The following is a 22040-nucleotide window of genomic DNA, read 5'->3' as shown; positions in this document are numbered from 1 at the left end:
GAGAAGACTATGTTTGGAAAAGGCGGCATTGGTAACCTGATGAAACAGGCCCAGCAAATGCAGGAAAAAATGCAACAGGCTCAGGCGGAAATCGCTCAGCTGGAAGTGACCGGTGAGTCAGGCGCTGGCCTGGTGAAAATCACCATCAACGGTGCGCACAACGTGCGTCGCGTTGAAATCGATCCAAGCCTGCTGGAAGACGATAAAGACATGCTGGAAGATCTGATCGCTGCGGCGTTCAACGATGCAGCACGTCGTATCGAAGAAACTCAGAAAGAAAAAATGGCAGCCGTGTCTGGCGGCATGCAGTTGCCACCAGGCTTTAAGATGCCGTTCTGATGCAAACCAGCCCTCTCCTTGAATCTTTAATGGAGGCGTTGCGTTGCCTGCCGGGCGTTGGCCCGAAGTCCGCGCAACGTATGGCATTCCAGCTGCTGCAACGTGATCGCAGCGGCGGAATGCGGCTGGCGCAGTCTTTAACGCGTGCTATGTCTGAGATCGGCCACTGTGCCGATTGCCGTACCTTTACCGAACAGGAAATCTGCACCATTTGCGCCAATCCACGGCGTAAAGAAAACGGTCAGATTTGCGTGGTTGAAAGTCCGGCGGACATCCATGCGATAGAACAAACCGGTCAGTTTTCTGGTCGCTATTTTGTGCTGATGGGTCACCTGTCACCCCTTGATGGCATTGGGCCTGACGACATTGGTTTGGGCCGTCTGGAAGAGCGTCTGGAGAGTGAAAACATCCAGGAAGTGATTCTGGCGACCAACCCGACGGTAGAAGGCGAAGCGACCGCCAACTATATCGCTGAAATGTGCGGCCAGTTTGGCGTGCTGGCGAGCCGTATCGCGCACGGTGTGCCGGTCGGTGGCGAACTGGATATGGTCGATGGCACCACGCTGTCACATTCCCTCGCCGGGCGTAACCCCTTCCGGTTCTGACTGTTATACGGGCGCAGCCTTCTGCGCCCCGTATTATTCTGCTATCCCTCTGCATTTCTTCTTAAAAATTTCCTCCTGCGCTTGAAAAGCCTGACATATAACCCCACTTATTCCTCAACGTCTGATTTGGTCAATAACAGTATCTGGATTGAGGTAATTTGATGAGTATGAAAGGACAAGAGACACGTGGCTTCCAGTCTGAAGTAAAACAACTGCTTCATCTGATGATCCATTCTCTGTATTCAAACAAAGAAATTTTCCTGCGCGAGCTGATCTCCAACGCCTCGGATGCCGCCGACAAACTGCGTTTCCGCGCACTGTCCGCACCTGAGCTTTATGAAGGTGATGGCGAGCTGCATGTCCGTCTGTCGTTTGATAAAGAAAAACGCACCCTGACACTGAGCGATAACGGCATCGGTATGAGCCGTGATGAAGTGATCGACAACCTCGGAACTATCGCCAAATCCGGCACCAAAGCGTTCCTGCAATCCGTGGGTTCTGAGCAGGCGAAAGACAGCCAGCTGATTGGTCAGTTCGGTGTCGGTTTCTATTCTGCATTCATCGTGGCGGATAAAGTCACCGTGCGCACCCGCGCAGCCGGTGCCAGCGCTGACGAAGGGGTATTCTGGGAATCTGCCGGTGAAGGTGAGTACACCCTGGCGGACATCGAGAAAGCAGATCGCGGCACTGAAATCACCCTGCATCTGCGTGAAGATCAGGACGAATTCCTGGATGACTGGCGCGTTCGCTCCATCATCAGCAAATACTCTGATCACATTGCGCTGCCGGTTGAAGTCGAAACCCGCAACGAAGAAGACGGCACCGTTACCTGGGAACAAATCAACAAGGCGCAAGCCCTGTGGACCCGCGGTAAAGCCGAAGTAACCGACGAAGAATATAAAGAGTTCTACAAGCACATTTCTCATGATTTCAGCGATCCGCTCAGCTGGAGCCATAACCGCGTTGAAGGTAAGCAGGAATACACCAGCCTGCTGTATATCCCTTCACAGGCACCGTGGGATATGTGGAACCGCGATCACAAACACGGCCTGAAACTCTATGTTCAGCGCGTGTTTATCATGGATGAAGCCGAGCAGTTCATGCCGAACTACCTGCGTTTTGTTCGTGGTCTGATAGATTCCAACGATCTGCCTCTGAACGTGTCACGTGAGATCCTTCAGGACAGCCGCATTACCCAGAACCTGCGCAGTGCACTGACCAAACGTGTTCTGCAAATGCTGGAAAAACTGGCGAAAGACGACAACGAAAAATATCTGCAATTCTGGAAACAGTTTGGTCTGGTATTGAAAGAAGGTCCTGCAGAAGACGGCGCAAACAAAGAAGCGATCGCCAAACTGCTGCGTTTCGCCAGCACCCGCAACGACAGCAGCGAGCAGACTTTGTCGCTGGAAGAGTATGTGGCGAACATGGTGGAAGGTCAGGACAAGATTTATTACATCACTGCTGACAGCTATGCCGCGGCGAAGAGCAGCCCGCATCTGGAACTGTTCCGCAAAAAAGGCATTGAAGTTCTGCTGTTGTCTGACCGCATCGACGAATGGATGATGAGCTATCTGACTGAGTTTGATGGCAAAGTCTTCCAGTCCGTCAGCAAGGCCGACGATACATTGGACAAACTGGCTGACGAAAGCGAAGAGCAGAAAGAAGCTGAAAAAGCGCTGGAGCCGTTCGTTGAGCGCGTGAAAACGTTGCTGGGGGACCGTGTGAAAGAAGTGCGTCTGACGCACCGTCTGACCGATACGCCAGCCATCGTTACCACCGGTGCCGACGAAATGACCACGCAGATGGCAAAACTCTTTGCCGCTGCCGGTCAGGAAGCGCCGGAAGTGAAATACATCTTTGAGCTGAACCCGGAACACGCGCTGGTGAAACGTGCTTCTGATGTGGCTGATGAAGACCAGTTCAGCGAGTGGATTGAGCTGTTGCTGGATCAGGCGCTGTTCGCAGAACGCGGCACGCTGGAAGATCCAAACCTGTTCATCCGCCGTATGAACACGCTGTTACAGGCGTAATCGCCGGGCTTAAAACGAAAGGGTGTCGTGAAAGCACACCCTTTTTTATTGCCTCGCTTCTTCCCGGATCCATTCCCTGAAAGCACGGATCTCCGGCTCGTCACGGCGCTGAGAACTCACCAGCACCGTCGTAGCGCGATCCACTTCGCAAAAGCCCGCCGGCGCAATCAGAGAACCTTCCTCCAGCTCTTTTTCCACCAGCATTTTCGGTGCGATACATATCCCCAGTCCGTTTTTCGCTGCCTGGATTGCCAGTATCAGATTATCGAAATGTTTACCGGTACTGACATCGCCCCGCGCACCCGTCGCCTTTGCCCATTCCTGCCAGGCATTGATCTTCGTATCGGCGTGCAGTAAGGGCAGGACGCCGAAATCTGGCGGCATCAGGCCATGGCACAGGCCAGGCGCACAAACCGGCCCGATAAAATCAGAGGCAATGTGCATAGCGTCAGTGTCTGGGTTTTCAATGTGCGGACCGCTTTTTATCAGTACATCGGCACGCTGGTTTTCCAGTTGTCCGGGCGGGGACTGCGTCTGAAAAGAAACCGTTATCTGCGGATAAAGTTGTGAAAACCGGCTGATGCGCGGCAGCAGCCACTGCGCCAGAAAGCTGGGCGAGCAGGCAATGATAAGATGCTGTTCGCTGCCATTTCTGATCTCGTGACAGGTTTTTGCTATCTCATCAAATACCCGATCGCAGCAGGTTTTCAGTTTAATTCCGTCAGCGGTGAGAAACACGCGGCCAGCTGTGCGATTAAATAACACCGTCCCCAGCCAGCCTTCGAGATTTTTCATCTGATGGCTGACCGCGCTGTGTGTCACGTTCAGGGATTCCGCCGCTGTACTGAAGCTTTCAAACTGCGCGGCCTGTTTAAAATAATGCAGGGCACGCAGCGAAGGGAGATCATTCATTTTAAACCTTGTGAGTTTTTTTCATCTTCTGTGTCTGTTTATATCATTTTTTTTGCCGCTGAAAGCGCATTAACCTTGTCGCATGTTGAATCACAGGAGGTAAACATGCGTCAGTCTTCGCCGGTAAACGGCACTTTTACGGGTACTCTTATCGGCATTCTCGGCGGGGTGATCCTCAGTACCGATTCCGTTTTTATCCGCCTGATGTCGGTCGAAGACTCATGGCTGATCGTGGTACTGCGCGGTCTGTTTATGTGGGCACTGGTGGTGATGTTGTACCTGTTCTGGCCGGCTTCGCGTTCCACGCTGGGCGTACCGTGGATCACCCGTAAAAATGCGCTGTCTACGCTGTTCTTCTGTATTGCGTCAGCGTGTTTCGTCAATGCGCTCAACCGCGGCAGCATCGCCACGGTGCTGGTGATCATCTCTTCCACACCGTTTGTGTCGGCATTGATTTCGTGGATTTTCTTCCGCGTTCGCATTGATAAACCGCTGATGCTGGCGGCACTGGCCGGAATGGCGGGCGTCGCCGTGGTGATGAGCGGACGCAGCACGGGCCACGACCCTTTCGCCAACTATTTTGCACTGGCCACGGCGGTGTCGATGGCGCTGGCGTTTATCTTCGCGTCGAAAGTCGAAAGCGGCACCGTCGGGCTGCCTTCACTGGGCGGTATTCTGGCCTCTTTTTGTGTAGTGATTTTTTCCGGTGGCAGCGTTTTGCATGGTTTACCCGCCTTAGCCGGTGAACAATGGCTATGGATAGCACTTGAAGGCGCGGTAATTATGCCGCTGGCGATGGGGCTGATTACGATGTCGACACGGCTGGTTTCTCCGGTCAATGCGGGGCTGTTTTTGCTGCTGGAAACCGCACTGGCACCGCTTTGGATCTCACTGTTTTTAAATGAGGATCCTGCGCCGACGGCGGTTGCCGGTGGTGTGATCATCGTGCTGGCGGTGGTGTCGCAAACCTGGTGGGTAAAACGCCGGATAGCGCAGGCTTAACCCCAATTTCAGCGGGGGGTGTTCCTTGAGCAAAAGTGCTCAGAATGGTATGGTTGACCGGTTTTCGTGATTCATAATAATTACATGCAAGGGGATTTACGCAATGCGTATCATTCTGCTGGGCGCTCCGGGCGCAGGTAAGGGTACTCAGGCTCAATTCATCATGGAGAAATTTGGTATTCCTCAGATTTCTACCGGTGATATGTTGCGCGCCGCTGTGAAGGCCGGAAGTGAGCTCGGCAAGAAAGCAAAAGAGATTATGGATGCCGGTAAACTGGTGACCGATGAACTGGTTATCGCACTGGTGAAAGAACGTATTCAGCAGGAAGATTGCCGTAACGGTTTCCTGTTAGACGGTTTCCCACGCACCATTCCGCAGGCTGATGCCATGAAAGACGCGGGCATCAAAGTGGATTACGTGCTGGAATTTGATGTGCCTGATGAACTGATCGTTGATCGCATCGTTGGCCGTCGCGTACACCCGGGCTCTGGCCGCGTGTACCACATCCAATACAATCCGCCAAAAGTGGAAGGTAAAGACGATGTGACTGGCGAAGAACTGATCACCCGTAAAGATGATCAGGAAGAAACCGTGCGTAAACGTCTGGTGGAATACCATGAGCTGACTGAGCCGCTGGTATCTTACTACAGCAAAGAAGCAGAAGCGGGTAACACTCAATACGTCAAAATTGACGGCACACAGCAGGTTTCTGCTGTGCGTGACGAACTGGCTGCAATCCTGAGCTAATCGTCTGCACTGCGCGCTACCACGGGGTGACTTCGGTCGCCCCGTTTGTTTTTTTAGGGTCTCCATTTCCAATACCCAAAATAATTCGAGCTGCAGGAAGGCGGCAAGCGAGCGAGTCCCGATGAGCTTACTGAAGTAAGTGATTCGGGTGAGTGAACGCAGCCAACGCATCTGCCGCGTGAAGTATGAAAGGTATTAATAACAATTCGCATTGATAGCTTATGCCGTTGTTCCCATCGTCTTTGTTTTCGTTACAATGACCTGCGCCTCTTTTCAGCATTGCAAATTGCAGCACCAAAAAACGGCGGCGCCCATCATTTTTCACACGGCTTCAATGCCTTCAATTTAGGATATTCAGCATGACGCAGACTAAATTCGGTGTTCTCTTGGTCAATCTTGGAACACCGGAAGCACCGACTCCGCAGGCCGTAAAAAAATATCTGGCTGAGTTTTTGAGTGATATCCGCGTCGTGGATACGCCCCGTCTGCTGTGGTGGCCGATCCTGAATTTGGTGATCCTGCCGCTGCGTTCCCCGCGCGTGTCCAAACTGTATAAAGCGGTCTGGATGGAAGAAGGCTCGCCGCTGATGGTGTACAGCCGCCGTCAGCAGAAAGCGCTGGCAGAACGTCTGCCGGGCACGCCGGTTGAACTGGCGATGAGCTACGGCAAGCCGGGCATGAAAGAACCTATTGAAAAACTGCTGGCGCAGGGCGTGACTAAAATGGTGGTACTGCCGCTGTATCCGCAATACTCCTGCTCAACCAGCGCTGCGGTATTTGACGGCGTGGCGCGCGTGCTGAAATCTCAGCGTCGCCTGCCTTCAATGAGCTTTATCCGTGATTACGCCACCCATCCGGCCTATATTTCCGCGCTCAAAGCCAGCATCGAACGTTCATTTGCTCAGCATGGCGAACCGGATCGTCTGGTGCTCTCCTTCCACGGTATTCCTAAACGTTTTGTCGCTGAAGGCGATGATTATGAACAACGCTGCCGCGATACCGTGCAGGCGCTGACCGACGCACTGCAACTGCCGTCGGGCAAAATAATGCTGACCTTCCAGTCGCGCTTTGGTCGCGAACCGTGGCTGACCCCGTACACGGATGAAACACTGAAAGGCCTTCCGGCTCAGGGAGTTAAGCATATTCAGATCATGTGCCCTGGCTTTGCGGCAGACTGTCTGGAGACGCTGGAAGAGATCAAAGGCGAGAACCGTGAGATTTTTATTCATGCAGGCGGCGAGCGCTTCGAATATATTGACGCCTTAAACGACCAGCCGGAGCATATCGATCTGCTGCAACAACTGGTCACTCAGCACTTCTGAATGAAGCCTGAGCTTTTTGAATTTCCCGAGAATAATGAATGAAATTTCCTGGTAAACGTAAGTCTAAACACTATTTTCCGGTCAGCGCGCGTGACCCTTTATTGCGTGATTCCATGCTGCAGGCCATGCAGCCGGAATCTGAAGCCGGGGCCTCGTACATCGTCGGCATCGACCAGACAATGGTCGATATTGAAGCGCGCGTGGATGAAAATTTTGTGGCCCGTTACGGCCTGACGCCGGGTGAATCCAATATTCTTGACGATGATATGTCCGAAGCGCTGTATCAGGAACTGATGAGCCACGCGCTTATCAGCCATCAGTTTGCCGGTGGCACCGTCGGTAACACGCTGCACAATTATTCCGTGCTGGCTGATGACCGTTCGGTACTGCTGGGCGTGATGTGTAACAACGTCAAAATCGGTGATTACGCTTACCGCTATTTGTGTAACACCTCAAGCCGTGTGGATCTTAACTTTCTGCAAGGCGTGGACGGCGCAATTGGCCGCTGTTTCACGCTGATCAGCGACACCGGCGAGCGCACCTTTGCCATCAGTCCGGGAAAAATGAATGAACTGCATGCCTGCAGCGTGCCGGAAGATGTGATTGCCGGCGCGTCCGCGCTGCTGCTCACCTCGTACCTGCTGCGCAGCAAGCCGGGCGAACCGATGCCAGAAGCCACCATGCAGGCCATTGAATACGCTAAAAAATACCATGTGCCGGTAGTGTTAACGCTGGGGACGCAATACGTCATCGCGGAAGATCCGCAGGCATGGCGCGATTTCATCCGCGATAACGTGTCGATTCTGGCGATGAACGAAGACGAAGGGTTTGCGCTGACCGGCATGAAAGATCCACTGATGGCGGCGGATAAAGCGCTGGACTGGGTGGATCTGGTGTTGTGTACCGCCGGACCGAACGGTCTGTTTATGGCGAGTTATACCGAGGACGAATTCAAACGCACGACTCAGCATCCGTTGCTGCCGGGCGCGATTGCTGAATTTAATCAGTATGAATTCAGCCGGGCGATGCGTCGTGAATGTTGTCAGGTTCCGCTGAAGATTTATTCCCACATTGCGCCGTATATGGGCGGACCGGAAAAAATCATGAATACCAATGGGGCGGGGGATGGCGCGCTGTCTGCGCTGCTGCATGATATCGCCGCGAACGGTTTCCACCGTACTTCTGTGCCGAATTCCAGCAAACATTCCCGCGAGTATCTGACGTACTCCTCACTGGCGCAGGTATGTAAATACGCCAACCGCGTCAGCTATCAGGTACTGAACCAGCATTCTCCGCGTCTGACGCGAGGATTGCCGGAGCGTGAAGACAGTCTGGAAGAGAGTTACTGGGAACGTTAAATAGTCAGGTGGCTGCCAACGTCAACACCTTGGGTTGCCACCCAAACTGGCCTTAAGAGGCGCCTGTCGCCGCGCCTCTTTAAGAATCTCCGGCTCTTTTACTGCGCGCTGTCGCTTGAGGCTATGTTTCAGCCAGCGAAGCGATAGCCGCAAAATCCCGCCGCTGCGCGGTGCCCTCCGTTCGGGTTACAACCCGCGTAAAAAGACACGCGGTTTTCCACCTCTCCTCCGGCGATATTTTGGAACCGACCTCAGGCTTCTTAAATCAAAACCCGTCGCACGATGTAATCCCCTGCAAAAGCTTAAATTTTCTCTGAATCAGCCTCTCAGGTAACTGATTTACATATTGGCAGCCATGAAATCATTACGGTATGATCCGTGCGCTGCGGCACATCCGCAGTCGGGAATTGCACCCCGGATATTCTGGAGATTAGAAACACTCAGTTTCTTGTCTACGCCTTGTCACATCCGTCAAAATGTTCGCACTCTGCGATTTTGAGACGTTCAATGGTGGCTCAGGTGGGGCTGACTTCGGTCAGGCCGGTTTTCCAGGATCCCGGTAGTGCAATCCCTGTCTGAGCTACCACCCAAGAGCATTGCACCTCTCGTGGTAGCGGTCATTAACGATCCTGGAGATGCAAATGAAAAGAATTTCACATCCTCCCACTTTCCTGCCGTTCCTTCTGCTGCTTACTCGCGGAGGTGACAAATGAAACACCAATATGACTGGCATCCTGCTGACATCATTGCTGCCTTGCGTAAAAGAGGCACTACGCTTGCGGCAACTTCACGCGCGGCAGGTTTATCCTCTTCGACACTATCAAACGCGTTGTCACGCCCGTGGCCAAAAGGTGAAATATTGATTGCTGACGCTGTGGGAGTTGCGCCAGAGGTCATCTGGCCGAGCCGTTATTTTGATGATTGTGGGAAGGTAATCAGAAGGGCAGTAAGAGAAAAACATTTGGTTTAGCATGGGGCTTAAACAGGCGCAGTGATGAACTGCGCCCTTATGTTTGCCCTCAGCCCATCTGAACCTGATTCCTTCCAGATGTCTTTGCGCGATATAACGCGTCATCCACACGTTTAAACAGTCTGGTGAAGTCTTCTCCTGTTTCGTACTGCACCACACCGACGCTCACTGTCATCGAAGGTAAATCAGGATGCTTATACTCTTCAACGGCTAAGCGGAGTGTCTCAGCGACATGTAATGCGCCTTCCAGACCGGTCAGCGGCAGCAAAATCAGAAACTCCTCGCCACCCCAGCGGAATACGGTATCGCTTTCGCGGATCCCCGTTTCCAGCGTTCTCGCCAGCATCACCAGTGCATCATCGCCTTTGTTATGCCCGTGCTGATCGTTAATTGCTTTGAAATGATCGGCATCGACCAGCATCAGACTGAAATTGTGCGTGCGTTGCGGATTTTGCGTCCGCGCGTTTTCTACCAGTTGCATAAACTGGCGGCGGTTGCCCAGTCCGGTCAGCGGATCACGGAGTGCGGCGTGTTCCAGTTCCTGCTCAAGGCGCTTTTGCTCGGTAATATCGTGAATGATGCACAGCATCAGCCGCACGCCATCCACGTCCACCGGGCCGGCGTAAGTCTGCACATGGCGCAGATTACCGTCCGCCAGTTTGTGCACAAAGGTCAGCGGTTTATGTCCGCCGGGCAGACGGGCGATTTCATGCATCACCGGCAGCACGTCCTGGCCCATCGCATTGATTTCCCAGGTGTGTCTCATGCACATTTCGTCGCGTGTATAGCCATAGAATCGCGTCGCCGCCAGATTCACATCGACAATCTGCCCGTTATTAGCAGGGTCAATCAGCAGCATTGGCGCCGTATTAGTCTGGAAAAACCGCTCATAGAAACCGCTCTGATCACGGCGGTAAGGTCGGGCTTCGCTCAGGAACGAACCGGGCGCCGGAACATTGGCCGCGGAGGTGTGCGTTCCTTCGAACACGATGACCGGTTCCTGCAAGCCAAACTGTGCAAGAGAAAGACGGCAGCTCAGGGGAAAGGCGCGGCCTTCTTTGTGGATGGTCCAGATTTCAATGACCTGATCGCCTTTTTGCAGATGAGGCAGATAGGACTCGAGGGATTGCAAAGACTGGACCGAAAACTGACCGTTGCGCAGGGGGCCCAGCAAACTGTTACCCGCAAGTTTTCGGGCCGCCGTATTAGCGAAAATAATTTGCTGGTTATGTACTGAGACAACCCAGACCGGCGTGCTCAAAATGTTCAATGTTTCCAGATGGGATAGCAACATCGCAGTACCGGTCAATTTTTGACATAAAAAGAGAATACCGCGAAATGATCTGATTAGGTGTTTTTTATGTCGCGAAAGTTAAAGGGAATTTTTTGCGGGAAGGGGGGGCAGGCGCAGCAAAAGTACTGCGCCCGGCGTTAGGAACAAATCAGATCGGGCAAAACGGCCTTTTTTCGTCTTCGGTCATGGCATCTATCTGCAACATATCGACCATGCTGTTGGCAATTTCACGTTCGCCCATCACTACGCGATTTGCACCACGTTCCAGGATGTAAGTCACTTCGTCATCATAATGCGCGCGGGCGATAATCTCGATATTAGGCCGTTTGGCACGCGCAGAGGCGACGATTTCTCCGGCTTCGTAACCATTCGGAATGGTCACCAGCAGCCAGCGGGCGCAGTCGAGACGCGCCAGATCCATCACTTCCTGATTGGCAGCATTGCCCAGCACCGTGCTGATGCCCTGATCGCGCAGCGCTTCGACACGCGGACGCGAATTTTCAATCACCACCAGCGGAATTCCGGCGGCCTGAAGTTTCTCACCGAGCAGGCTGCCGACACGTCCATAACCGACCAGCAGTGCGTGATTGCATAAATCGAACGGGATTTGCTTCTCGTCTTCAACGGCTTCTTCAACGCTCTGGTCTTCGATGGTTTCTGTTTTCGCCAGATATTTTTCCAGCAGCGTGAACAGCAGCGGGTTAAACATAATCGACAGAATGGCCCCCGCCAGTACCAGATTGCGGCCATGTTCAGACAGCAAACCCAGTGAAATCCCAAGGCCTGCGAGAATAAAGGCGAATTCACCAATCTGCGCCAGACTGACGGAAATCGTCAGTGCGGTGCGTTTGGAATGCCCGAACATTTTCACCAGCAGGAACGCGGCGATGGATTTACCGAACACGATGATCGCCAGCGTGGCAATCACGGTCAGCGGTTCACGCACCAGAATCATCGGGTCGAATAACATGCCAACCGAGACGAAAAACAGTACCGCAAACGCATCGCGCAGCGGTAACGTGTCGTGCGCTGCACGCTGGCTGAGTTCGGATTCATTGAGCACCATACCGGCGAAGAACGCACCCAGCGCGAACGACACATCAAAGAATTCGACGGCGCCGTACGCGATGCCCAGCGCCAGCGCCAGAACAGACAGCGTAAACAGTTCGCGTGAACCGGTACTGGCGGTTTTGGCGAGGATCCATGGCACCACGCGGCGGCCGACCACCATCATCAGCACCATGAACGCAATCACTTTACCAATGGTCACCGCCAGTCCGGTCAGCAGTTCGACCGGGCTTGAGTGATGGCTTTCCAGCATGCCGCTGAACGCAGGCAGCAGAACCAGCGTCAGCACCATCACCAGATCTTCAACAATCAGCCAGCCGATGGCGATTTGCCCGCGCTGGCTATCAATCAGTTGCCGTTCTTCCAGAGCACGCAACAGCACCACGGTACTGGCGGTGGACAAACACAGCCCGAACACCAGCCCGGTCGCCAGATCCCAGCCCATCAGACTTGATAACCCCATCCCAAGCAGCGTCGCTACCGCGATTTGCGCTACAGCGCCGGGAATGGCTATCGACTTTACGGCGAGGAGATCTTTCAGGGAAAAATGCAGACCGACCCCAAACATCAGCAGAATGACGCCGATTTCAGCCAGTTCCGGGGCCAGTGAGGTGTCTGCAACGAAGCCCGGTGTAAAAGGGCCGGCCAGCACGCCAGCGGCGAGATAGCCAACCAGAGGAGAAATTCGCAGGCGGTTGGCAAGCATTCCTAACAGGAAAGCCAGGACCAGACCGCCAACGATGGTAGTTATGAGAGGCGTAGAATGATGCATTCAGACTCCTTCTGGTTATGCATAAAGCAAATATGTTGCTGATTGTTTCTAAGTTTATGGTAAAAATCGTTTTCGCGTTGGGGAATTTTGGCCTTTTTTATTAAAAATCATCAGCAGACGATAAAAAAAATTCCAACGCGGGATTTAAATGGGTTTTATCAGGCAGATATCAAGGGAATAAGGGTTCAGACGCTGCCGATATTTAACTATCGGCAGCCGGGAAGGAAAGGTTAAGGGCTATTTGCGTTCAATATTTGGCAGGAATGCTGTCAGGATCCCAAGCAACGGCAGGAAGGCACAAATCTGATACACCAGTTCGATGCTGGTTTTATCCGCCACATAGCCGAGAACCGCGGCGCCCAGCCCGCCCATACCAAAGGCCAGACCGAAGAACAGGCCGGAAACCATGCCGACTTTGCCTGGCATCAGCTCCTGCGCGAACACCAGAATGGCTGAAAATGCCGAGGCCAGAATCACGCCGATAATCACGCTCAGCACGCTGGTCCACATCAGATTGGCATGAGGCAAAAGTAGCGTAAATGGCGCGACACCCAGAATTGAGACCCAGATGACGTATTTGCGCCCAATCCTATCGCCCACCGGCCCGCCGATGATGGTGCCCGCTGCGACGGCAAACAGGAAGACGAACAAATGAATTTGCGCGCTTTGTACCGAGACGCCAAATTTATGGATCAGGTAAAAGGTGTAATAACTGCTCAGGCTGGTCAGGTAGAAATACTTTGAGAAAATCAGCACCAGCAGAATACCCATCGACATCGCCACGGTTTTACGCGGCAGCAGGGTGATATTGCTGTTCACCGGGCCACGCTTTTTGGCGATCTGATTTTGCTGGCGATACCATTTACTGATTTGCAGCAGCACGACAATCCCCAGCATCGCCGCCAGCGAGAACCATGCGACGTTGCCTTTACCGTAAGGCGCGATGATCAGCGCCGCGAGCAACGGACCAAGTGAAGAACCCAGATTGCCACCGACCTGGAACAGCGACTGCGCCAGTCCGTGACGTCCGCCGGAGGCCATACGCGCCACGCGCGACGATTCCGGATGGAACACCGAGGAGCCTGTGCCGACCAGCGCCGCCGCCAGCAACACCACCGGGAAACTCTGCGCGACCGCCAGCAACAGCAGGCCGGAGAGCGTAAAGCCCATGCCGATCGGCAGAGAATAGGGTTGCGGATGCTTGTCGGTGTAATAGCCGATAAGCGGTTGCAACAGCGAGGCGGTTATCTGATACGTCAGGGTAATCAGCCCGATTTGCGTAAAGCTCAGGGAAAACTGGTTTTGCAGTAACGGATAAATCGCCAGTATCAGCGACTGAATCATGTCATTGAGCAGATGAGAAACGCTGATCGCCGCCAGAATAGAAAACGCAGTCTTCTTGACTGCGTCTTTCTGCGGGCTGACTGGCGTTGACGTCGTGTCTGTCATAGCGGAGGAAGCCTTCTTATTGTAGAGGTGCAGGGTACCTGCCTGTCAGTCGACTTTAGCGATATCGGCAAACTGGCCTTTGAGTAAACGGCAAAGATCGCCTGCCGCCAGTTCAATATCAAGTCCGCGTTTACCGCCTGAAACATAAATCGTGGAAAACGTCTGCGCCGGACTGTCGATCACCGTCGGCAGCAGTTTTTTCTGTCCAAGCGGACTGATGCCGCCGACCAGATAACCGGTGGTGCGCTGGGCGATAGCCGGATCTGCCATATCGGCTTTTTTGGCTTTCAGGGCTTTGGCGACCTTTTTTAAATCCAGCTTCGACGCCACCGGCGTGACGGCAACGGCCAGATTTTTGGCATCGCCGTTGAGCGAAACGAGCAGCGTTTTATAAACCTGACGCGCATCCAGCCCGAGCTTTTTCACGGCTTCATCGCCAAAATTGGTTTCATCGCTGCTGTGTTCATAAGGGTGAAGGGTAAAGCTGACGTTGTTTTTTTCCAGGAGGATGACCGCGGGTGTCATGATTACCGCCTATTTTATTTACTTTTTTGTTCGGAAAATCGTCATCAGCTCAATCTGATGAAAACAAACAATAAAGTATGATTACTGAGCGAGGATGAAATAGTAGAGCAATGAATGGTTATTGCCAAGACCCGCCGCAGATTGATACCCTGTGCGCGCCGGTGCTGTGCCTGAAAAGGCCGGTACTGAAGCTATAACTAATAAAATGAAATTCCTCTTTGACTGGCCGGCCTTAAAAACCGGCCATTTTTTTATCCTTTCAGCAGCTCCGGCAAATTCCCTTCGCCGTACAAATGCAGCGCACCGACTGCGACCACATAGTTTCCTGCAGGTAAGTCCAGCAGCTGTTTTTTCCAGCGCACATTTCGCTGATTCATCAGCACATCGTATAAATCACTGCTAAAGGTATTCGGAAGCTGCTCGACCGCCAGCCCTGGTTTGCTGTCCAGCCACCAGCTGATCATGGTTTGCAGCAGGCGCGCGTTGGTGTGCCAGTGCGTCAGGGTATCTTCCAGCAGTCCGAGCCCGTCGTCGGGAAGTTGCTGCAACAGCGCAAACTGCTCCTCCGGCCCTTCCAGTTCAATGACTGGCGTGTTCTGCTCTTTAGCGTTGTGCAACAGCTGATAATCGATGCCGTAATTTCCGCGCAGTCCGAGACGCTGCGCCTGCGTGGCCTGCAACATCAGCGCGACCTGCCATGACGGCAAAGGATTAAGCGTCCACATCGACACACCCAGTTCTTCGCATAAACGTTCGACGTGCAGATATTGCGATTCAGAAAGGCGTTCAGCCAGCGGAGGATATTCGCCGGTCATACTGAAAGGGGAATCGGTGCCGCTGATATCTGCCTCGACTATCAGCGCATCGGCTTTTTTCAGGCGGCGCAACAGTTGCGCAGGCAGCGGTTGCATATCCTGCGTGCCCATATGAATGCTGCCGACCAGATGCAGATAGCGATTGCCGGGAAGCCGGATATCCAGGGCGGGATAGGCATACTCAGCGGGAAAAAGCCGGCGAAGCCAGCTGAATGCCTGGTTTAAAAACGGCGCCATAATGCAGGGTCTCCCGAAAAATGAGAGACCATGCTAACGCGCCTGCGGTTTAGCGAACAGGGGAAACGTCTTGTTTTTTCGGCGTGTTTTTCAAGACTGTCCTTTTTTAGGTGAAAAGCGCAACAGACGGTTTGCGTTGGCGACCACCGTGATGGAAGACAGCGCCATCGCAGCACCCGCCACTATCGGGCTGAGCAGAGTTCCGGTCAGCGGATAAAGCACACCGGCGGCAACCGGAATACCAATCACGTTGTAAACAAAAGCACCCAGCAGGTTTTGCTTCATATTTCGCAGTGTCGCCTGAGACGTTGCCAGCGCATCGGCGACACCGTTCAGACCCGGGCGCATCAGCGTAATCGCCGCGGTTTCAATCGCCACGTCGCTGCCGCTGCCCATTGCAATACCGACATCCGCCTGAGCCAGCGCCGGAGCATCATTAATGCCGTCGCCAATCATCGCGACCTGCTGCCCTTTGGCCTGCAAAGCTTTGATGGCGTCGGCTTTCCCTTCCGGACGCACGCCGGCAATCACTGTGTCAATTCCCGCCTGCGCCGCAATAGCTTGCGCAGTTCGCGGGTTGTCGCCGGTCAGCATCACCAGCTGATAACCCAGCTGATGCAGGCGCTGCAACGCGCTGACGCTGTCTTCACGCAGCGGATCCCGCAGGGCAAACAGCGCCGCAATCTTGCCGTTAGCAGCCAGCAATACCGGCGTGGCACCTTCGCTGGCTAACGTATCCAGCATCGTGTCAGCCGCCTGAGTATCCACCCCGTTTTCATGCATCAGCGCCTGATTGCCCAGCAGCAGGGATTGTTCTTCCACGTCACCGCGCAAACCCAGCCCGCCAAGGGTACGGAAATTCGCGATATCAGGGATTTCCAGCCCTTGCGCTTTTTCGACAATGGCCTGGGCAAGAGGATGGTGTGAACCTTTTTCCAGTGCAGCGGCAAACCGTAAAACCTGTTGTTCACTGAAACCGCTGAACGTATGAATGTCTGTCACTTTCGGCTGGCCTTCGGTCAGCGTGCCGGTTTTATCAAAAACCAGCGTGGAAAGCGTACTGGCTTTTTGCAGTGCATCGGCATCGCGCACCAGCACACCAAACTCAGCGGCGCGTCCGACACCGGCGGTAATCGACATCGGCGTTGCCAGACCGAGCGCACAAGGACAGGCGATAATCAGCACCGTTGTGACAATCACCAGCGTATACATCAGTTGCGGTTGCGGACCAAAGAAGTACCAGATGGCACCGCTGAATAACGCAATCAGCACCACAACCGGTACGAAGACAGCAGAGATTTTATCCGCCAGCTTACCGATTTCAGGTTTACTGCTTTGGGCTTCACGCACCAGATTAATAATGCGTGAAAGGGTGGTCTGGCTGCCGATGGCATCTGCGCGGAACAGCACGCTGCCGTCTTTCACCAGCGTACCGGCGTGCACTTTTTCACCCTGCGATTTTTGCTGAGGGATCGGCTCCCCGGTCAGCATCGCTTCATCCATCCAGGCTTCACCACGTTGAATTTCGCCGTCAACCGGCACGCGGTCACCGGTCGTCAGGCGCAGCGTCATACCTTGCTGAACGTCAGCCAGCGGCAGGGTTTTCTCGCCTTCTTCGGTAACCACGCGTGCGGTCGGCGGGGTCAGATCCAGCAAACGTTCAAGTGCCTGAGACGAACGCTGACGTCCGCGTTGTTCCAGCGCGTGGCCGAGGTTAATCAGACCAATAATCATCACGCTGGCTTCATAATAAAGATGACGTGCCTGCATCGGGAACGCCTCCGGCCACAGGCTGACGGCGAAGGAAAATATCCAGGCCGCGCCGGTACCGAGCGACACCAGCGTGTCCATATTGGCGCTGCCGTGCATCAGGCTTTTCCAGGCGCTTCGGTAAAAATGGCCGCCCGCGACAATCATGATCAGCAACGTCAGCAGGCCGACAATCAGCCAGCCGGTCTGGTTGCTGGCGGTCACCATCATTTCACCGCCGAGTAATCCCCATAGCATCATCGGGATACCCGCAGCTAAGCCAAGAGCCGCCTGCCAGCTGAAGCGGATCATACTTTTGCGTGAGGTATGTTGCTGGCGCTCACGACGTTTAGTTTCGTCGATAATGATTTCGGCGCCGTAACCGGCCTGTTCAACGGCGGCAATCAGCGCATTCTGGTCGGCATTACCGCTGACCAGCGCACTGCGTTCCGCCAGATTGACGCGTGCCCGTTCGACACCGTTCACGCCTTCCAGCGCCCACTGCACTTTACTGACGCAACTGGCGCAGCTCATCCCGCTGAGCAACAGCTGCACGCTGTCGTCGGCGGTTTGTGGTGCATGAGTTTCTGCCGGAACAGGTGACGCCGCCGCTGACAGGGGTTCCGGCAAAACTTTCGCCTTATCGGTCAGCGGCTCAGATTTTGGGGATGCGTCCTCCACCACCTGTGCTTCATAACCGGCGTTAATCACGGCATCGACCAGACTCTGGCTGCTGGCATCGCCTTTGACGATGGCTTTATCCAGAGAAACTTCAACGGCAGTCGTGCCTTCCACGGCTTCCAGCGCTTTACGCGTTGAAGCCACGCAGTGTCCGCAGGACAGGCCTTGCAGAGATAATACGGTGGTTGTCATGATCATTTTCCTTGGGTTAACTTCACTCAGGACAGAGGATAAACCTTCCAGCAAGGGGAAGGTCAAGCCGCAGTCTCTGTTATTTTAATTTCATGGCGTATGATGTTCGTATCATGCGCAACAATCAGCTTGTCGTGGAGGCGAAATGAACATCAGTGATGTAGCGAAAAAAACCGGTCTCACCAGTAAAGCGATTCGATTTTATGAAGAGAAGGGGCTGGTTACCGCACCGGCTCGCAGTGAGAACGGCTACCGCAGTTATGCGCAAAAACATATCGAAGAGCTGACGTTATTGCGTCAGGCGCGGCAGGTCGGATTCACGCTGGAAGAGTGTCAGGAACTGGTGGCGTTATTCCACAACCCGGATCGCCACAGTGCGGACGTGAAAGCGCGGACATTAGAAAAGGCCGCCGAAATTGCACGGCACATTGAAGAACTGAAAGTGATGCGTGAGCGCTTACTGACGCTGGCGGATGCCTGTCCGGGTGACGAGGGGGCTGACTGCCCGATCATTGATAACCTCAGCGGATGCTGTCATAAGCACTGAGATTTTGTTTTAGCGAGCCTCAGGTTCCACGCGCAGCGTCGCGCCTTCTACGCCGGTGATCACCACTTTGTCACCGACGTTCAGCGGCGACGCGCAAATTGCCCGCCAGCTGCTGTCACCGATTTGTACCCGCGTGAACTGGTTAGTGACCGGTTCCAGCACGGTGGCGTGAGTGCCTACTAACTGCTGACCGCGCTGGTTCAGCGCTGAATTGCCTGCACTTTTGTCGACACGCTGATTCAGCCACTTCCACCACAGCCACGCCGCCAGAATGGTCAGCAGCGCAAACGCCGTGCCTGACCATTCCCACGGCAACGGCAGGATCCACGTGACAGCGCCCACTAAGGCCGCCGCCACGCCGCTCCACAGCAAGTAACCACTCGCACCCACCAGCTCAGCCGCCAGCAACAGGCCGCCCAGAGACAGCCAGAATACGTGCGGATTTGCCATGAAATCGTGCAGCATTATTTGCCGCCTTTGGTTTCTTTCAGCAGCTCAGCAATCCCGCCAATGGAGCCCATCAGACTGGTGGCATCCAGCGGCATCATGATGATTTTGCTGTTATTAGCAGAACCGATCTTGGTCAGTGCATCGGTATATTTTTGTGCCACGAAGTAGTTAATCGCCTGCACGCTACCGGCTTCAATCGCTTCAGACACCATTTTGGTTGCCTGGGCTTCTGCTTCCGCCGCACGTTCACGCGCTTCGGCCTGCAGGAACGCTGACTGACGCTCACCTTCCGCTTTCAAAATCTGCGACTGCTTCTCACCTTCAGCACGCAAAATGGCAGACTGACGCACGCCTTCAGCTTCCAGAATATCGGCACGTTTTGTCCGTTCGGCTTTCATCTGCGCGTTCATGGCGGAGATCAGTTCAGCAGGCGGACGCACATCACGGATTTCGATACGGGTGATTTTGACGCCCCACGGATTGGTGGCTTCGTCGACGATATGCAGCAAACGTGCGTTGATGTTGTCGCGTTGTGACAGCATTTCGTCCAGTTCCATCGAACCCAGAACCGTACGGAAGTTGGTCATGGTCAGGTTAACGATCGCCTGTTCCAGATTGCTGACTTCATACGCGGCACGCGCCGGGTCAATCACCTGAATAAAGCACACGGCGTCGATGGCAACGTTGGCGTTATCGCGGGAAATCACTTCCTGAGAAGGAATATCCAGTACTTGTTCCATCATATTGATTTTACGGCCGATACGGTCCACAAACGGCACCACCAGATTCAGCCCCGGCATCAGCGTTTTGGTGTAACGGCCGAAGCGCTCGACAGTCCACTGATAACCCTGAGGCACAATTTTGATCCCGGCGTAAACCACCAGCAGCGCCAGCACGATCAAAATAAGGATAGGAATGGGAATCAGATCAAACATAGGGTGAACTCCTGTAAAACTGTGTCCTGACTATTCCGGATGAAATAGTCGAGTAAAAACATGTCCCTGGCACACTGGCCGACCGGCAAAGTGTGTGCTCAATTGTCGCACAAATAACCGTTACATCGTATTAATAAAGGATAGTTCAGGGGATAAAAGGCGGAGGAAAGCACAAAAAAAACGCACGTCCTGTTCAGTGACGTGCGTCTGATATTTTACAGCCGGGCAGTATGAATTAATACAGCAGAGAATATAGCTGGCGGCGATATTTGGCAGCCAGCGCATCGCCGGTACCGAGAGCGGCCATGATATCCATCAGCGTTTTACGCGCAGCACCGTTCGCTGCGCCTAAATCTTTTTTCAGCGGCGCCATCAGCAGTTCCAGCGCTTCTTCGTTGCGCCCGACCTGATGCAATTGCAGGCTGAGTTTGACGATGAGTTCAGCGTTCTCAGGATCCTGCTGTAATTCCTGTTGGAGGAGCTGAATTTCCGGCGTGTCGGCGGCCTGTTTCAGCAACTCGATTTGCGCGATCAGCCCCTGATAACGGGAATCTTTATCCTGTAACGGAATGGTCGCCAGCACGGCTTCGGCATCATCGGTGCGGTTCAGATGAATTTGCGTTTCCGCCAGCAGCAAGCCGATATCACTGCGGTAATTGCTCAGCTGCCAGGCATCTTTCAGCAGCGGCAGGGCTTCCGCCACATTGCCCGCCTGCAGCATTTCCTGCGCCTGAGCGAGTTTCAGTTCTTCTTCTTTCGGCAACACTTTTTGCAGCAGTTCGCGTATCACTTCTTCGGGCTGCGGCCCCTGGAAACCATCGACAGGCTGACCGTCTTTAAACAGGTACACGGCAGGGATAGAACGCAGACCAAACTGCTGAGCAATCATCTGCTCGGCATCGCAATCCACTTTTGCCAGGATCAGCTGACCGGCGTATTCCACAGCCAGTTTGTCGAGAATCGGCCCCAGTTGCAGGCAGTGCTGGCTGCGTTCAGACCAGAAATAGAACATCACCGGCACAGACATGGATTGTTCCAGCGTCTGGTGCAGGTTGGATTCGTTGATATCGATTACTGTAGGTTGTGCAAGCATGAATTCTGTCTCTCTGACTAAGGCGTTAAAAGCATTAAAAAGGAAATGGGGGCGACTCGTGCCGCTTCAACCCCTTATCGTTTTTACTTAGCTGTTTCCGCGTAATATTTTGTCCAGCAAACGGGCTGGCAACAGGCGTTTCAGCACCGTCAGTGCGTGGGCGACCAGCGTGACCGGATAACGAAAACGCGCGCGCGGGTTTTCTAAAGCATGGTGTAGTTTGGGTAAAACTGCCTCCGGCTTGAGCGTAAAACGTCGTGCAATGCCCGGATTTTCTACCGGCTGATCGGCTTGTGACTGACTGACGTTGGCGGTGAAATTACTGCTCAGCGGGCCGGGTTCAATCAGGCTGACCTGAATTCCCGTGCCGTGCAGCTCCATACGCAGCGTGTCGGACCAGGCTTCCAGCGCAAATTTACTGGCGGCATAAACGCCACGACGCGGCGTGGTAATCAGCCCCATCACCGAACTGGTCTGGATAATGCGTCCTTCGCCGTGCGGCAACATGGCCGGCAGCAAAAGCTGCGTCAGCTGATGCGTGCCAAACAGATTGGTAGAAAATTGTTGCTCGAACTGTTCACGGCTGATGCTGTTAAGTGGCCCGTAAACGCCGTAACCCGCGTTATTAAACAGGCCGTACAGACGGTTTCCCGTCAGCGCGATGACCTCGGCGGCGGCGCGTTCCACACTCTGTTTGTCATCAAGATCGAGCTGAACAGTTTCAAAACCCATTTGTTGCAGCGTGTCGATATCTTGCGTTTTGCGGCATGCCGCCAGTACCCGGTAGCCACGAGCGCGTAAATCCTGTGCGGCGACCAGCCCGATACCGCTTGAACAACCGGTGATTAATACAGCTTTTTGCATAACTTTACCTGTGGGATGTCCCTATTTTTTATGACTGTGATTTACTAGGGAGTCGGATGAAAAGGTAACGTCTTGGTTTT

Annotated in this window: 20 protein-coding genes; 9 read left to right on the top strand and 11 right to left on the bottom strand. The window is 53.9% G+C overall.

Annotated elements, in window-relative coordinates; translation table 11 throughout:
- Window positions 1-9 precede the first annotated feature (9 nt).
- The 3 genes from ACJY2G_RS11505 (at window position 10) to htpG (ending at window position 2977) form a co-directional block, all read left to right on the top strand.
- Window positions 10-339 carry a YbaB/EbfC family nucleoid-associated protein gene (locus tag ACJY2G_RS11505; RefSeq protein ID WP_112287539.1) on the top strand — a complete coding sequence of 110 codons (330 nt, stop codon included), beginning with the start codon at window positions 10-12 and terminating at the stop codon, window positions 337-339.
- Window positions 339-944 (top strand): recombination mediator RecR, encoded by a 606-nt coding sequence (gene recR / locus ACJY2G_RS11500; RefSeq protein ID WP_112287540.1) that lies wholly within the window; start codon window positions 339-341, stop codon window positions 942-944. The genes ACJY2G_RS11505 and recR overlap by 1 nt, the downstream gene beginning before the upstream one ends.
- 167 nt (window positions 945-1111) lie before the next feature.
- On the top strand, window positions 1112-2977 hold the full coding sequence (htpG, locus tag ACJY2G_RS11495) for a molecular chaperone HtpG (RefSeq protein WP_165353166.1): 1866 nt from the start codon (window positions 1112-1114) through the stop codon (window positions 2975-2977).
- Between the two features lie 45 nt (window positions 2978-3022).
- Here htpG and ACJY2G_RS11490 read toward each other — a convergent pair whose 3' ends face one another.
- Window positions 3023-3889 carry a LysR substrate-binding domain-containing protein gene (locus ACJY2G_RS11490; protein ID WP_430318911.1) on the bottom strand — a complete coding sequence of 289 codons (867 nt, stop codon included), beginning with the start codon at window positions 3887-3889 and terminating at the stop codon, window positions 3023-3025.
- 105 nt (window positions 3890-3994) lie between these two features.
- On the opposite strand from ACJY2G_RS11490, the gene ACJY2G_RS11485 reads away from it, so the two are divergent.
- The 5 genes from ACJY2G_RS11485 (at window position 3995) to ACJY2G_RS11465 (ending at window position 9289) form a co-directional block, all read left to right on the top strand.
- Window positions 3995-4891 (top strand): DMT family transporter, encoded by an 897-nt coding sequence (locus ACJY2G_RS11485; protein WP_430318912.1) that lies wholly within the window; start codon window positions 3995-3997, stop codon window positions 4889-4891.
- Window positions 4892-4994: 103 nt separating this feature from the next.
- Window positions 4995-5639, top strand: coding sequence for an adenylate kinase (gene adk / locus ACJY2G_RS11480; protein ID WP_112287544.1), 645 nt, complete (start codon window positions 4995-4997; stop codon window positions 5637-5639).
- 359 nt (window positions 5640-5998) lie between these two features.
- The gene (gene hemH, locus ACJY2G_RS11475) at window positions 5999-6961 is read left to right on the top strand and encodes a ferrochelatase (RefSeq protein ID WP_120160761.1); all 963 of its coding nucleotides are present in this window, start codon (window positions 5999-6001) and stop codon (window positions 6959-6961) included.
- Between the two features lie 38 nt (window positions 6962-6999).
- On the top strand, window positions 7000-8319 hold the full coding sequence (locus ACJY2G_RS11470) for an inosine/guanosine kinase (protein ID WP_430318913.1): 1320 nt from the start codon (window positions 7000-7002) through the stop codon (window positions 8317-8319).
- 709 nt (window positions 8320-9028) lie between these two features.
- Complete coding sequence (locus ACJY2G_RS11465) at window positions 9029-9289, top strand: helix-turn-helix domain-containing protein (protein WP_132965079.1); 261 nt, start codon at window positions 9029-9031, stop codon at window positions 9287-9289.
- A gap of 49 nt (window positions 9290-9338) precedes the next feature.
- Here ACJY2G_RS11465 and ACJY2G_RS11460 read toward each other — a convergent pair whose 3' ends face one another.
- The 6 genes from ACJY2G_RS11460 to copA all read right to left on the bottom strand — a co-directional run bounded on the left by ACJY2G_RS11460 (window position 9339) and on the right by copA (window position 18071).
- Window positions 9339-10583, bottom strand: a complete 1245-nt coding sequence (locus ACJY2G_RS11460) for a sensor domain-containing diguanylate cyclase (protein ID WP_430318914.1) — start codon at window positions 10581-10583, stop codon at window positions 9339-9341.
- Between the two features lie 148 nt (window positions 10584-10731).
- Window positions 10732-12423 carry a YbaL family putative K(+) efflux transporter gene (ybaL, locus tag ACJY2G_RS11455; RefSeq protein ID WP_112287548.1) on the bottom strand — a complete coding sequence of 564 codons (1692 nt, stop codon included), beginning with the start codon at window positions 12421-12423 and terminating at the stop codon, window positions 10732-10734.
- Window positions 12424-12660: 237 nt separating this feature from the next.
- Window positions 12661-13872, bottom strand: coding sequence for an MFS transporter (locus ACJY2G_RS11450; protein WP_430318915.1), 1212 nt, complete (start codon window positions 13870-13872; stop codon window positions 12661-12663).
- Window positions 13873-13917: 45 nt separating this feature from the next.
- Entirely contained in the window at window positions 13918-14397 is a 480-nt protein-coding gene (gene ybaK, locus ACJY2G_RS11445; protein WP_430318916.1) for a Cys-tRNA(Pro)/Cys-tRNA(Cys) deacylase YbaK, read from the bottom strand.
- Between the two features lie 251 nt (window positions 14398-14648).
- Window positions 14649-15449, bottom strand: coding sequence for a TraB/GumN family protein (locus ACJY2G_RS11440; RefSeq protein ID WP_430318917.1), 801 nt, complete (start codon window positions 15447-15449; stop codon window positions 14649-14651).
- Window positions 15450-15539: 90 nt separating this feature from the next.
- The gene (copA, locus tag ACJY2G_RS11435; RefSeq protein ID WP_439291760.1) at window positions 15540-18071 is read right to left on the bottom strand and encodes a copper-exporting P-type ATPase CopA; all 2532 of its coding nucleotides are present in this window, start codon (window positions 18069-18071) and stop codon (window positions 15540-15542) included.
- Window positions 18072-18216: 145 nt separating this feature from the next.
- Here copA and cueR point away from each other — a divergent pair, with 145 nt between their 5' ends.
- Window positions 18217-18618 carry a Cu(I)-responsive transcriptional regulator gene (gene cueR, locus ACJY2G_RS11430; RefSeq protein WP_112287553.1) on the top strand — a complete coding sequence of 134 codons (402 nt, stop codon included), beginning with the start codon at window positions 18217-18219 and terminating at the stop codon, window positions 18616-18618.
- Between the two features lie 9 nt (window positions 18619-18627).
- On the opposite strand, the gene ACJY2G_RS11425 is transcribed toward cueR, so the two are convergent.
- The 4 genes from ACJY2G_RS11425 to ACJY2G_RS11410 all read right to left on the bottom strand — a co-directional run bounded on the left by ACJY2G_RS11425 (window position 18628) and on the right by ACJY2G_RS11410 (window position 21960).
- Window positions 18628-19083, bottom strand: coding sequence for an NfeD family protein (locus tag ACJY2G_RS11425; protein WP_112287554.1), 456 nt, complete (start codon window positions 19081-19083; stop codon window positions 18628-18630).
- Window positions 19083-20003, bottom strand: coding sequence for an SPFH domain-containing protein (locus ACJY2G_RS11420; RefSeq protein WP_095925004.1), 921 nt, complete (start codon window positions 20001-20003; stop codon window positions 19083-19085). The genes ACJY2G_RS11425 and ACJY2G_RS11420 overlap by 1 nt, the downstream gene beginning before the upstream one ends.
- Window positions 20004-20238: 235 nt before the next feature.
- Complete coding sequence (locus ACJY2G_RS11415; RefSeq protein WP_112287555.1) at window positions 20239-21096, bottom strand: co-chaperone YbbN; 858 nt, start codon at window positions 21094-21096, stop codon at window positions 20239-20241.
- An 87-nt stretch (window positions 21097-21183) separates the two neighbouring features.
- Window positions 21184-21960 carry an SDR family oxidoreductase gene (locus tag ACJY2G_RS11410; protein ID WP_279918237.1) on the bottom strand — a complete coding sequence of 259 codons (777 nt, stop codon included), beginning with the start codon at window positions 21958-21960 and terminating at the stop codon, window positions 21184-21186.
- Window positions 21961-22040: the final 80 nt, after the last annotated feature.

Source organism: Rahnella sp. ATs2 (assembly GCF_051851855.1).
Lineage (GTDB): Bacteria > Pseudomonadota > Gammaproteobacteria > Enterobacterales > Enterobacteriaceae > Rahnella > Rahnella variigena.
The sequence above is the reverse complement of the archived record's forward strand: the minus strand, read 5'-3'. Positions and strand labels throughout refer to the sequence as shown.

What these genes read in the sequence shown, in the direction of transcription:
- ACJY2G_RS11425 (WP_112287554.1), bottom strand. Translation starts at nt 19,083, where the DNA reads ATGCTGCACGATTTCATGGCAAATCCGCACGTATTCTGGCTGTCTCTG.
- ACJY2G_RS11505 (WP_112287539.1), top strand. Translation starts at nt 10, where the DNA reads ATGTTTGGAAAAGGCGGCATTGGTAACCTGATGAAACAGGCCCAGCAA.
- copA (WP_439291760.1), bottom strand. Translation starts at nt 18,071, where the DNA reads ATGACAACCACCGTATTATCTCTGCAAGGCCTGTCCTGCGGACACTGC.
- ACJY2G_RS11415 (WP_112287555.1), bottom strand. Translation starts at nt 21,096, where the DNA reads ATGCTTGCACAACCTACAGTAATCGATATCAACGAATCCAACCTGCAC.
- ACJY2G_RS11465 (WP_132965079.1), top strand. Translation starts at nt 9,029, where the DNA reads ATGAAACACCAATATGACTGGCATCCTGCTGACATCATTGCTGCCTTG.
- ACJY2G_RS11470 (WP_430318913.1), top strand. Translation starts at nt 7,000, where the DNA reads ATGAAATTTCCTGGTAAACGTAAGTCTAAACACTATTTTCCGGTCAGC.
- ACJY2G_RS11490 (WP_430318911.1), bottom strand. Translation starts at nt 3,889, where the DNA reads ATGAATGATCTCCCTTCGCTGCGTGCCCTGCATTATTTTAAACAGGCC.
- ACJY2G_RS11420 (WP_095925004.1), bottom strand. Translation starts at nt 20,003, where the DNA reads ATGTTTGATCTGATTCCCATTCCTATCCTTATTTTGATCGTGCTGGCG.
- ybaL (WP_112287548.1), bottom strand. Translation starts at nt 12,423, where the DNA reads ATGCATCATTCTACGCCTCTCATAACTACCATCGTTGGCGGTCTGGTC.
- ACJY2G_RS11460 (WP_430318914.1), bottom strand. Translation starts at nt 10,583, where the DNA reads ATGTTGCTATCCCATCTGGAAACATTGAACATTTTGAGCACGCCGGTC.
- hemH (WP_120160761.1), top strand. Translation starts at nt 5,999, where the DNA reads ATGACGCAGACTAAATTCGGTGTTCTCTTGGTCAATCTTGGAACACCG.
- adk (WP_112287544.1), top strand. Translation starts at nt 4,995, where the DNA reads ATGCGTATCATTCTGCTGGGCGCTCCGGGCGCAGGTAAGGGTACTCAG.
- ACJY2G_RS11440 (WP_430318917.1), bottom strand. Translation starts at nt 15,449, where the DNA reads ATGGCGCCGTTTTTAAACCAGGCATTCAGCTGGCTTCGCCGGCTTTTT.
- ACJY2G_RS11450 (WP_430318915.1), bottom strand. Translation starts at nt 13,872, where the DNA reads ATGACAGACACGACGTCAACGCCAGTCAGCCCGCAGAAAGACGCAGTC.
- ACJY2G_RS11410 (WP_279918237.1), bottom strand. Translation starts at nt 21,960, where the DNA reads ATGCAAAAAGCTGTATTAATCACCGGTTGTTCAAGCGGTATCGGGCTG.
- recR (WP_112287540.1), top strand. Translation starts at nt 339, where the DNA reads ATGCAAACCAGCCCTCTCCTTGAATCTTTAATGGAGGCGTTGCGTTGC.
- ACJY2G_RS11485 (WP_430318912.1), top strand. Translation starts at nt 3,995, where the DNA reads ATGCGTCAGTCTTCGCCGGTAAACGGCACTTTTACGGGTACTCTTATC.
- ybaK (WP_430318916.1), bottom strand. Translation starts at nt 14,397, where the DNA reads ATGACACCCGCGGTCATCCTCCTGGAAAAAAACAACGTCAGCTTTACC.
- cueR (WP_112287553.1), top strand. Translation starts at nt 18,217, where the DNA reads ATGAACATCAGTGATGTAGCGAAAAAAACCGGTCTCACCAGTAAAGCG.
- htpG (WP_165353166.1), top strand. Translation starts at nt 1,112, where the DNA reads ATGAAAGGACAAGAGACACGTGGCTTCCAGTCTGAAGTAAAACAACTG.